The sequence below is a fragment of the Faucicola osloensis genome (assembly GCF_020041925.1).
Taxonomy (GTDB): Bacteria; Pseudomonadota; Gammaproteobacteria; order Pseudomonadales; family Moraxellaceae; genus Faucicola; species Faucicola osloensis_D.
The window spans coordinates 207,427-219,245 of the sequence record NZ_CP083409.1 but is presented as its reverse complement, the minus strand read 5'-3'; the positions used below and the strand labels follow the sequence as shown (position 1 = coordinate 219,245).

Below are 11,819 nucleotides of genomic sequence, written 5' to 3'. Positions count from 1 at the left end.
TATGTATTCAGCGCGAGCTATTTTTGGCAAGTTCTTTTGGCAAGTTCTAAGGCATGGGTGACGTGATTGAAGGCAGTTTGGGTCAGTGGATGTGCCAGCCAATCATCAAAACTATGGGCAACATCGTCGGTGTTTTCGCTACTATCTTCTGCCAGTTGGTCGTAATAATCCAAATAGCCTTCAGCGGTTAAAATCACCCAACCATCACTCACTGCAGATTTTTCTTCCATGGCGGTCAAAGATAGATAAAACCCCAGCATATCAAGCATCAGCAAAATCGCATCACTGGTGCTGTGTGGATAGCTATCGCCCATAGCAAACATGATGTCATCGAGCGCATTTAGCGCCTGTTCGATGCTATCGGTTTGCCAAGTTTGAGTGTTTATGATGTCAAACAGGGCTTGATAATGCGGTTTTTCACTGTCGAGTTCATTGTCAAGCCAATCGGCTGGTAGATTTTGAGCAAATTGACGGAGGAGATTTTGCACAAAAGCGCTTTGCGCTGCGAGCGTAAGCTGTGCAGCAGTTTGGGCAATGCTATTAATCACATCGGCATAGCTGATTGTGGCATTCATGGTTAATTTTCTCTTACTAGGGCAATTTGGCGTTCTGCCAACGCGGTTTCCCATTGTAGTTGACGGGCTTTGATGGTTTCAATTTCGCTCGGACTTGGCAGGTAGCCTTGATTGGCATCGAGCAGTTGTACAATCATACCGCCTTTTGCCGCGCTTGCGATATTATCGAGTTTTCTCAAGGTGCCACGGTCGGGGAGTGCGAGATTGGAGATACCGACGAGTACTTGAACAGGGTTGCTTTGAAGGTAGGCAATCAGTTTTTCTAAGTCATCACGATCATCGATACGACCAAAGTTTTGCGCAGCCATGCCGACGGTTTTGGCATACCATTGCGGGTTGGCGTGCGGGTATTCGAGTAACACGGCGAGTTTATTGGCTAGGCTGATTTGGGCAGTGGGTGCGATAGGTTTTTGCTCAGCAGGGCTGTCATCGGGGTCAATCACTTTGCGCTGCCAAAAATCGATAATTTTTTGATAGTACGGCTGTTTGACATCAAGCTTCATACGGCTTGAGCGTACCATCATCAGACAACATAGCCATGCGAGCAAACGCGGCACGATACCGTACATCAGTAGGCTACCGATTAATAACATCGCCCAGCGAAACGAAATCATCTGTGGCGTGGTTTCAGGATTCATTTGCGCGGTGATAATATCTTGCGCCGTCGGCGTAGGAAAGCCTACCCAGTGGGGGAGCCAAGACATCAGCTTGACCACTTCCACCACGTTGCTGTCTTGCAGTAAGGTTGATTCCCACACAAAATTATAATTTTTGACCAATAATAATAGAATTAATGAGACCAACATTCCCGATAGGCTTGCTAACCAAAACTGGTGGCTGATACGACTGACGTACCATTTGGTGCCAGCGTGATTGAGCTGGTCTTGATACAGTTCGACCGCCGTTTGGGTGACAACATCTTTGCCACGCACTAGGGCTGCCGGAGTAAAAAAAGTACCAAAAAAACTGGGTTTGTTGCGCGGTGAGAATAGCATCCAACCGAGCCAAACCACTAAGATAATGGTATTAAACCCTAATAAACTGGCTAGCACATAAAAAAAGTTCACCACCTGCGCTTGCATCAAACCAAATAACGCGACAAAGCCCAAAATAAACCATAGCACAGTCAATCCCCAAATCACGCCATTGATGCGGGTGTCAATGGTGGTGAGTAGCTGCGCAAGTTTGCCGTCATTATCAATACGTGTGGCACGGCGGCGCAATTTGCTCAGCGGTTCGCCTGATTCATGTTGCAGTTTTTCAGTGATAAGGATAGGGTCAGCGGCAAAAATATGCTGTTTTTCTTCCAGCCTGCGCACCAGCTCGGTCAGTTGGTCTTGAGATGTGTACATGTTAATTTTCCAACCCTTTCATCCCAATAAAATACCGACTAAACTGATAAGCCACGCGCCCAGAGCGTCCGCCGCGTTCACTGGCAAAGCGCAAGGCAGCGGCTTTTGCTTCCTCATCAAAGGGCAAACTTGCTTGCGCCAAATAATGCGCACAAATATCCAAATACACAGGCTGGGTCATCGGATGGAACGACAGCCACAGCCCAAAGCGGTCAGACAATGACACGGTTTCATCAATCGTCTCATACGGATTGACTTCATCGGTTTGCCCATTATAAATGCTCACATTGTCTTTCATCAGTTGCGGCAATAGATGACGGCGGTTACTGGTTGCATAAACCAGTAGCTTATCTTGCTCGCTATCTAGCGCGCCATCGAGCACGCTTTTGAGCGTGCGATAATTCTCATCTTGCCCATTGAACGCTAAGTCATCACAATACACCACATAATGACAGCCATGATTGGGCTGGGTTGTATGAAGGTCACGTACTGCTTGGCGAATCGGCTCTAACATCACCAAATCATCTCGTGACACTTCGATAATACGAAGACCATCCGCTTTATATTGATTGAGCAATGCCCGAATGAGCGAGGATTTTCCTGCGCCACGCGTGCCTGTCATGAGTACATGATTGGCAGGTAAGCCTGCTAAATATTGGCGCGTGTTTTGAACCAGTTTATTCTTTTGCCCATCAATGCTAAGCAAATCATCCAACGTCAATCGCAAATCCACGGTTAAAGGCACCAGTTCACCGCTGCCCGTGCGGCTATTGGATTGCCAGCGGTAGGCAAGCACGCTGGGGTCAAGCTGTATGGGCTTGGGCAGCTGCGCCTGTAAAAATTGAGTGAGTAAGTGTTCTAAATTAGCGGGTAAACTAAGATTAGCGGGTAGAGTGAGTTGCGACATACAAGGGTTCTTCTGAGTGGTTTTTAAGTGATTGGTTTTTAAATGAGTAGTTTTTAAGCAATTTTGCGGTATTTAATCCGTATGATAGCAAAACTCCGTTAGATTACCCATTATCTTTGTAAACCTTGCAGCATAACACTGGCTTTTTGTTTACAAAAAAAATCAATTCAGTTATAAAGATAGGCTCTATAATAAAATTTGTTAAGGAAGCTCAATGAATGCGCAACAAGCCATCACCTTTAGTATAAAACCTCTTACTTTTGCCATTGTCATGCTGGGGATTCATGGCTGTGCTACACAGCCTAGCGCAAGTCAACCGCTGTCTCAACGTGTGTTGCAAGCCAACCAAAATTTGCTCAGTCGCCAAAGCTATGCTTATGACTATCGAGTCAATGTGGTGCGCCCGCCCTTACGTAACGCACAAGCGTTAGCTGCAAGCCCTAATCGTTTAAAACTTATCGGGCAACTTAGCGCAGCGCAGCACCTTGATGCTCGCCAACAAGCCTTGGTTACAGAGGGTGTCAATCACCAAACCCGTGAACAAAGCGAAGTGGGGCAAGTGATGGATATTTTAACCAAGCGCTTTGAGTTTGCATCCACAGGTGTGGTAGATTTCCGCCGAGGGCAAATGTCAATCGTGCCTGAATTTCGCTACGTGCAGAACAATGCAGGGGCGTTTATTAAAGTGCCGCTTGCGGCTGATTTTGCGCGCTCCAAAGTATATGCTGACTTATCGGGACTCTCTGAGTTTGCCACCGACCCGCAATATGATGGACGCTACATTGAGTATGACTACAGCAAACTGCTAAAAGATAAAAAGATAGATAAAAGAGCCTTATTCAAGGTATTTGAACAGATGTCACTGCTAAATGCCACCCTTGCTAAAGAAAGCGACTATCGGCCATTGGCTTTGACTACTGAAGATAAAGCCAAAGGTGTGAGCCAGCGCATTGGCTACCGCATTGGCTACAATCAAATGATAGCGGAGTATTTGCTGTTCTTCCACGTCAATAAGCGCTACCTAAAATCATTCATCAATCCAGCCGATTTTGCCAAAGATGATGAACTAAAGCAGCTTGGCAGCCTTGCTGTTAGCCCACGGTATCTGATGAAAAAAGCCTTTGACAGCCATGAGTTGGCAAGCGTTGAAGAAAAAGCGTATGAATCCGCCATGCGCCTGTATGAAGCCATTGACAAAATGCGCGCGCAATCAGATGACAGCGCTGCTGACCCAGCCCGTGCCGATGCTGCGGAGGCAATGGACAGTTTAGAGACTCAAACAGCCACTGACGAGTCAACCACTGATGAGCCAACCACAGAAGAATCAACCAGTGACGAATTGGGTCAAACTGCAAAAGCCTTAGCAGCCTTTGACAAATACCAATCAGACAAATTGGTCAGTGCCGTAGCACTGGCAAAAATCATCGACGCCAATCCGCAAGCCTTTAAAGCGCTGCAAGCTGAGATAAGCAAAGAGGCAAATAGCAGTTTTATCTCAATGGATGACGACATCCGTATCAGCTATGGACTCAATCGCCAAAATCAACTACTCAATGTGGTGGCAATGAGTGATTTGCCAGCATTTGAAAAAACCACGCCGACAACCAATCAGCCCAAGACCCAAATGCGTACAGTGGTTAACTTTTATGATTATGGCAAAGCCCGCGTCAATCCTGATATCTTCAACAAGGCAATCACTTGGCAACAAGCATCAAAAGATAACAATTTATGGGCGGCGACAAAACAATCCAAAACCTTTGACAGTGATAAGAATTTAGAAGCCTTGTCCTATAGCCTACTCAAACAAAACAAAGGGTTTGTCGAGACGTTTGTCACCCTTTATACCTACCAGTTTGTGTTGCAAAAAGATGAAGCAAGCCTGAGCGAAATAGATATGGCGGCGCTAAACGCCGCTGCAACCAAACTTGCAAAAATACAAGCCGATAATTATGCGGTCATGAATACCGATAGCCGTCAGCAAGATACCATTACAGACGTTGATACGTATGTTGATGATGAGCTTGCCGAACATATCGCAGGGATTGTTGATAAAACCTATCGCAATCAACAATATTTGCAACAAATTGCTAGACTTAAAGCGCAAGGCAAATCTGACGCCCAGATTTTTAGCCAGTTGTATCAAACTATCAGCGACAAACCCAGCGATGTAGAAAGCGCAGCTGCAGTGGCGGCGGAAGCTGCAGTAGACGTTGTTGAGGAAAGCGAAGAACAACAAGCTTGTTCGCTACTGTTGGACACAGATAAACTTGATAAAACATCACGCACCCGCCTTGCCAAAATCTGTGCAAAAATAGACAAAGCCACCGCCCAAGAACAGGCAGCGAGCCAGCAATCTAGCTACGCTGATACTGCATCAAGCGACGCGGCTGCATCCGCACCCGTTCCCATGACGGCTGCCGATATTGCCAAGCAAAAGCAGGCGCGCGATAAGTTTAATCAATTACTGGGCGAAATCGCTATCGAAGATATGCAGACCCAAGCCAAGCATATCAGCCTATCTGATGAGGGGGATGATGAGTTAATTGAAAAACTCAAACCTCACTTTGAGGCGAGCTATGATTTTAATTATGATGCCTACAAGGCTGCCTATCAGTTGTTACTTTTGAGCCAATAAGCGGGCAAACGAAGTATCAACTGCTGATGACCTATATAAAACAGATAAAAAAAGCGGGATAACTGATGTATCCCGCTTTTTTGTACGTCAATCACTCGTGCCATTTTAACCATGACAGGTTTATAATACAGTACGAATACTTGCCGCTTCATCCAGCATTTTATACAAGCTATTGACTTGCTCGGCTTCTGTCAAATACACATTGGCACGTACTGAGTGGAAACGACCGGTACGCGATGGATTGATAGTCAAACTTGCCAAATCAAATTCAGGAAATAAACTACCCAAAATTAATTTTACTTCATCGAGTAGCGTCTCTTTGTGACCCTCATGACCGATGATGCTAAGCGGATAATCCATGGGAAAATTCCACAATTCTGGGTGCTGGATATCCGTAGGTTTCGCCGCTCGCGTACTACATGCAGCAGCTTCTAAGTTATTAAGCGTAATTGTTTTATCGTTCATAGCATCACCTAAGGTTGTATAAATTTCTTTAGGGTCTAAATGAGGGTAAAACCGATAATTTCAAGACGTTGGGGTTTGGCGTTGAAAAAAGCGCCATTCATAAACCTATCCATAACCCCATTCATAAAAAGCCACATTTATAGAAAAGTCACATTCATCAACCCGCCCATAAAAAAACCGAGAACATTGTCTCGGCTTTTTTGGATGGATATAACATCAATCATTCTCTAGGAATGAACGTAAATGTTCTGAGCGAGAAGGGTGGCGCAGTTTACGCAGCGCTTTGGCTTCAATCTGACGAATACGCTCACGGGTGACATCGAATTGTTTACCCACTTCTTCTAAGGTATGGTCGGTAGACATATCAATACCAAAACGCATTTTAAGCACTTTGGCTTCACGTTCGGTGAGGTTGGCTAACACTTCACGGGTAGCTTCTTTTAACCCTTGTGCCGTTGCTTCATCCACTGGGCTTGAGATGCTCGAATCTTCAATAAAATCACCCAAGTGACTGTCTTCATCGTCCCCAATTGGGGTTTCCATTGAGATGGGCTCTTTGGCGATTTTGAGCACTTTACGGACTTTGACTTCGTCCATCTCTAAGCGTTCGCCCAATTCCTCAGGGGTAGGCTCACGTCCCATTTCTTGCAATAGCTGGCGCGATACACGGTTGATTTTATTGATGGTTTCAATCATGTGCACAGGGATACGGATGGTACGTGCTTGGTCAGCAATCGAGCGGGTGATGGCTTGACGAATCCACCATGTGGCATAGGTCGAGAATTTATAACCACGGCGATATTCAAATTTATCTACCGCTTTCATCAAGCCAATGTTGCCTTCTTGAATCAAATCAAGGAACTGCAAACCGCGGTTGGTGTATTTTTTAGCAATCGAGATGACCAGACGTAAGTTTGCCTCAACCATTTCTTTTTTGGCGCGGCGGGCTTTGGCTTCCCCCACAGACATGTTACGTGCGACCACTTTCATTTGGTCGATGCTCATGCCAAGATTTTGCTCATGCTGCTGGATACGCCCCTGATACTGTAACACTTCATCAAGTACCCGCTCTAACGTGTCGGCAAAGGCAGGTTTGCCTGCGATACGGTTAGGTAGCCAGTCAAGGTTGGTTTCATTATGCGGAAAGGTTTTGCGAAACTCATCTTTTGGCATTTTACCGCGGCGAATCACCAGTTTCATGATATGACGTTCGTTTTTACGCACGTCTTCATACACCTCGCGCATCATATCCATGATATTGTCAGAGACGCGGCTATTGAGCTTAAACAGCATGAAGCAGTTGGCAAGCTCATTCATCGCCGCTTTGACAACGTCGCTATCACGGCCATGGGTGGCTAATAAATCTTTAACCTTGATGAACAATTGCTCCAATTCTTCAAAGCGCAGACGCACTTCTTCAGGGTCAAGACCGCTGGCTTCTTCAGTATCGGCATCTTCGCTGACTTCGCCATCGGCTTCTTCGATTTCATCGGCGTTTTCGGCTTCATCATCGAGTTCATCCGCGGCTTTTTCGTCTTTGACTTTGGGTTTGATAATCGGTAACGCGATTTCTACTTCTTCGTCATCGGCAAGCGGGATGACATCAGCGGCTTCAGGGTCAAGAAAACCGGTAATAATATCCGAGACTTTCTTTTCACCTTCAAAGGTTTGGTGGTATTCATTAATGAGCATGGCCACCGTACCTGGCCAAAAGGTCATGGCATGTTGTACATCTCGAATACCATCTTCGATACGCTTAGCAATCGCAATCTCGCCTTCACGGGTGAGTAGGTCAACCGTGCCCATCTCACGCATGTACATACGCACAGGGTCGGTGGTGCGACCTGGCTCAGATTCTACTGAGGCAAGTACCGCGGCGGCTTCATCGACAGCAATTTCGTCATCATCCGCATCATCGCTAAGCATAATGTCGTCTTCATCAGGCGCGGTCTCAAAAATCTTGATGCCAACGTCTGTGAGCATTTGAATAATATCATCAATTTGGTCACTTTCAGTTACCGATTCGGGGAGTTGGTCATTAATTTCAGCATAGGTGAGATAACCTTGCTCTTTACCTAATTGAATCAGCGTGGCTAATTGAGAAGTTGAATGTTCGCTCATGAGGGCTCGCTTTGATATTGGTTAAAAAAATAAATAATGTAATAGCACGACAAATAAGCTAATGACTGTATTTCTTCATTTTTATCAAGGGATACACCCTGCAAATGACAGTCGAGGACTAAATAAAGATTTAGTATGATTAAAAAGCGGTAGTCAACCTATTATTATAACGGATTATATGAGGTTCGCGGGGAGAAAATTAAAGGCAAAGCGGGTAAGTTTTCGCTTTATGCGGCATTTCGCGCAGTTTTTGGCGGGTTGTTTTGCCAATCAATCAATATCAAGCTCGATTGCCCCTCTGACTTGACAACAGCAGGGTAGTATTTCGTCATCGTCTAACATCACCAGTGGCTCATTGATGTATTCGATACGGGTGTCATGGTGGCGACGGCGGTATTTGAGCTTACAAGTACCGCAATAACCTTCAAGGCATTGGTGATTGGCAGGGATTTTTGAGCGAAGCATGCCTTGTAGCAACGTCTCGGCGTCATGCAGATAAAACTGCGTATTGTTGGTAAAAATCCATGCCATAATCGATTATCTTGCCTAAATAAAATAAGCGTATGACGAATTACAATTCAAAATCATCAAACGCATCATCACTGAGCTCTGCGTCAATTTGACCGACTAAGTAAGAGGTGATTTCTGACTCTTGGGGCGCGACTTGCACGTTGTCTGAGGAGAGCCAAGCATTGATCCATGGAATTGGGTTGTTTTTAATCGCCGCAAAAATAGGGGGCAAGCCAATCGCATCCATACGCAGATTGGTAATGTACTCGACGTATTGCACTAAGATATTTTCATTCAAGCCAATCATTGAGCCATCTTTAAACAAATATTTTGCCCATGCTTTTTCTTGTTCAGCCGCGTCTTTGAAAATTTCAATGGCTTGCTGTTGGCAGGCTTGGGCGATTTCGACCATGTCAGGGTCATCTTTGCCCCATTGCATCAAATTAATCATATGCTGGGTGCCGTTTAGATGAAGCGCTTCGTCACGGGCAATCATTTTGATGATTTTGGCATTACCTTCCATCAGTTTGCGCTCAGCAAAGGCAAATGAACAAGCAAACGACACATAAAAACGAATCGCTTCTAGCACATTGACAGCCACCAAGCATAAATACAATTTGGTTTTAAGCAGGCGTAAATTAACCTCAATGGGTTTACCATCGATGACATGACGACCTTCACCGTATAGGTTATATAGCTGAGATAGTTGATACAGCTCATCATAGAACTTGGCAATCCCTGTCGCGCGCTCTAGGATAAAAGGATTGTCAACGATATCGTCGAATACTTTGCTTGGGTCATTGACCACGTTACGAATAATATGGGTATAGCTGCGAGAATGGATGGTCTCAGAAAATGACCATGTTTCAATCCAAGTTTCTAACTCAGGAATCGACACCAGCGGCAGCAGCACGGCATTGGGGCTACGACCTTGAATCGAATCAAGCAAGGTTTGGTACTTTAGGTTACTTAAGAAGATATGCTGTTCATGCACTGACAAGTTGCTAAAATCCAAACGGTCTTTGGAGACGTCAATTTCTTCTGGACGCCAAAAAAACGACAATTGCTTTTCAATCAACTGCTCAAAAACAGGGAATTTTTGTTGGTCGTAACGTGCCACATTGACAGGCTGACCAAAAAACATCGGCTCAAGCAATGGGTTATTTTTGGTTTGGCAAAAGATGGAATATGACATAGCGGTGAATCTTCTTCAATCAAAGTTCAAGACAAGTGGCGTAGCAATATCAGTTAGCAAGTGCATTAGCTGGCTAGTGTGCTTGGCTATTATAGATAACAACATATAGAAATTGCAATCCACCCAAGGATTTGATTTTTAAGGATAAAATTTATAAAGTATTGAAATATATACATATTTTCATATCAAAAAATTAGTAATTAAATTCATTGACATTTGAAAATCTATATATTGTGTTTTTATTTTACCACGCAATAAAAAAGACGACTATCAAAGCCGTCTTTTTGGTTAGATGGGACGATTAGCCAAGATAGGCATTGTACATCCACACCAATTTTTCTTGTTCTTGCACATAGGCAGTCAATTGGTCGGCAGTACCTTGATCGTCGTCTTCATCCGCTAGGTCAATGATTTCACGTTCTTTAGCGATAGTCATAGTCAAACCCGTTAAAATACCTTTCACACATGCCACACCGTCAGAGACGTTTTTGTCTTCTTTGATGCTTGAAATTTTTAAGAAATCGCTATAAGCATGTAGTGGTGTACCTTGTAAGGTCAAAATACGTTCAGCAATTTCATCAATCTGGATTTGCAGCGCAGTATATAACTCTTCAAACTTCACATGGAGGGTAAAGAAATCTGAGCCACGCACGTTCCAGTGATAGCCACGCACATTGGTATAGAATATATGATAATTGGCCAATAAGCTATTTAATTGCTCAACAATGGCGCTCATGTCTGCAGCAGCTAAGCTGATATCACGTGTTTTACTTGAGCCAGATTTAGAAGCGGTAGATTTGGGGGTAGTCACTTTTTCACCTGATTTATCGGTATTGTCTAATTGTTCTGAGTCTTGTTTGGTTGCTGATTGCTTTGTAGTGGCTTGTTTTGCCATGTCGTTATCTCCTAAAATGATGATTGTTATTTGTTTAGGGCTTAACTGTAAGCCTAAACAATCTGTTATTAAAATTAATCGTTTTTATCAGTACGTTTAATTTTATAAATTAAAATATACGGTATTACCCTAAAAATAATATCAAACATTTGGCGCAGCTGTGTGCAAATTTGGTAAATAATTTTGCTTGTTGCCATAAAAAAACTGCAGTTACTTGGCTGCAGTTTTTGTGGTCATCAATAATTAGTTTTTTCTTAATTGTTGTCTTAATTGTTTTCTGGGAAATATTTATCAGTCGGTTTGTCGGTTAGATCAAAACCTGGTTGTCCGATGTTTTGCTGTAAATGATGGCGTAAGGTATCAATCGGGAATTTTTGATTGGCAAGTCGTTTGGGTACGATTTGGCTGCCTTGTTGGCTTTCACCCGTTTTTGGATTTTTGACATCAAACATCATAAAGATATAGTCAGGGGTTTCTTGCCAGTTGGTGACATTGTCCCATTTTATAACCGCTTGCTGCATACCGCTAGTACGCACCAAAGGCTGATTGTAGCCGCGTGGCATGGCGGGCATGTTGGGTGCAGGCATGGACATCACTACCCCGTGCTGCTGTACGCCAAGCTTGATTTGTTGCATCTCTGGGGGCATACTTTGGCTTGCCATTTGTTTTTCAAATTCTCGTTTGACATACCATTTAAGACCGTAAGTACGCGCCAACAAATAAATCACCACACCCACGAGCATCAACCAAAAAATAATGGTGGAATAACCGTGTACAAAAATCAGACCTAAAATCGCTAGCACCACGATGACTGCCAAAATTGCCCAAGTTTTTGGGGTGATTTTGGTCAAAGTTTGGTTGTTGGCATCGAACAGCTGCAGCTGTGCTTGACGAAATTCGTCCTCGGTCAGATTCAAATCCACAGGTTGTAGGGTGTAAGGGTACAGAGCCATAAACAATTCACTTGGTTACAAAACGATAAAAGAAGGCTTATCTTACCCAACCTTGACCCAAAAATAAACCTAACAACGCACTTTTTGATAAATTTTTGTTTTACTCCCAATGTAGCGAGGGGCGAACGTCGATAAGCGCATACCGATAAATCGTCAATTTGCCGTGTATTTCTAGTCGCTACCGTGAAAAATCGCTGCAATCTTGGTATCA

10 protein-coding genes are annotated in these 11,819 nt (G+C 44.1%); 1 reads left to right on the top strand and 9 read right to left on the bottom strand.

What is annotated here, in order from left to right; all coding sequences use genetic code 11:
* Positions 1-17: 17 nt before the first annotated feature.
* The 3 genes from LAJ61_RS00925 to LAJ61_RS00915 are packed head-to-tail and all read right to left on the bottom strand — an operon-like array spanning position 18 to position 2,834.
* A complete protein-coding gene (locus tag LAJ61_RS00925) occupies positions 18-575 on the bottom strand; it encodes a hypothetical protein (RefSeq protein WP_224054124.1) in 558 nt (185 codons plus the stop codon).
* Positions 576-577: 2 nt separating this feature from the next.
* Positions 578-1,927 carry a DUF2868 domain-containing protein gene (locus tag LAJ61_RS00920; protein WP_224054123.1) on the bottom strand — a complete coding sequence of 450 codons (1,350 nt, stop codon included), beginning with the start codon at positions 1,925-1,927 and terminating at the stop codon, positions 578-580.
* Position 1,928: 1 nt separating this feature from the next.
* Complete coding sequence (locus LAJ61_RS00915) at positions 1,929-2,834, bottom strand: ATP-binding protein (protein ID WP_224054122.1); 906 nt, start codon at positions 2,832-2,834, stop codon at positions 1,929-1,931.
* A gap of 214 nt (positions 2,835-3,048) precedes the next feature.
* On the opposite strand from LAJ61_RS00915, the gene LAJ61_RS00910 reads away from it, so the two are divergent.
* Positions 3,049-5,469, top strand: coding sequence for a hypothetical protein (locus tag LAJ61_RS00910; protein ID WP_224054121.1), 2,421 nt, complete (start codon positions 3,049-3,051; stop codon positions 5,467-5,469).
* 120 nt (positions 5,470-5,589) lie between these two features.
* Here the strand turns inward: LAJ61_RS00910 and LAJ61_RS00905 are convergent, their stop codons facing one another.
* The 6 genes from LAJ61_RS00905 to LAJ61_RS00880 form a co-directional block, all read right to left on the bottom strand.
* A complete protein-coding gene (locus LAJ61_RS00905; protein WP_224054120.1) occupies positions 5,590-5,934 on the bottom strand; it encodes a YbeD family protein in 345 nt (114 codons plus the stop codon).
* Positions 5,935-6,150: 216 nt separating this feature from the next.
* A complete protein-coding gene (rpoD, locus tag LAJ61_RS00900) occupies positions 6,151-8,055 on the bottom strand; it encodes an RNA polymerase sigma factor RpoD (RefSeq protein ID WP_224054119.1) in 1,905 nt (634 codons plus the stop codon).
* Positions 8,056-8,325: 270 nt separating this feature from the next.
* The gene (locus tag LAJ61_RS00895) at positions 8,326-8,586 is read right to left on the bottom strand and encodes a 2Fe-2S iron-sulfur cluster-binding protein (protein WP_007115706.1); all 261 of its coding nucleotides are present in this window, start codon (positions 8,584-8,586) and stop codon (positions 8,326-8,328) included.
* Positions 8,587-8,626: 40 nt separating this feature from the next.
* Positions 8,627-9,760, bottom strand: coding sequence for a class Ia ribonucleoside-diphosphate reductase subunit beta (gene nrdB / locus LAJ61_RS00890; RefSeq protein ID WP_224054118.1), 1,134 nt, complete (start codon positions 9,758-9,760; stop codon positions 8,627-8,629).
* A gap of 301 nt (positions 9,761-10,061) precedes the next feature.
* Positions 10,062-10,655 carry a Dps family protein gene (locus LAJ61_RS00885; protein ID WP_409034973.1) on the bottom strand — a complete coding sequence of 198 codons (594 nt, stop codon included), beginning with the start codon at positions 10,653-10,655 and terminating at the stop codon, positions 10,062-10,064.
* A gap of 266 nt (positions 10,656-10,921) precedes the next feature.
* Entirely contained in the window at positions 10,922-11,608 is a 687-nt protein-coding gene (locus tag LAJ61_RS00880; protein ID WP_224054117.1) for a YcxB family protein, read from the bottom strand.
* Positions 11,609-11,819: the final 211 nt, after the last annotated feature.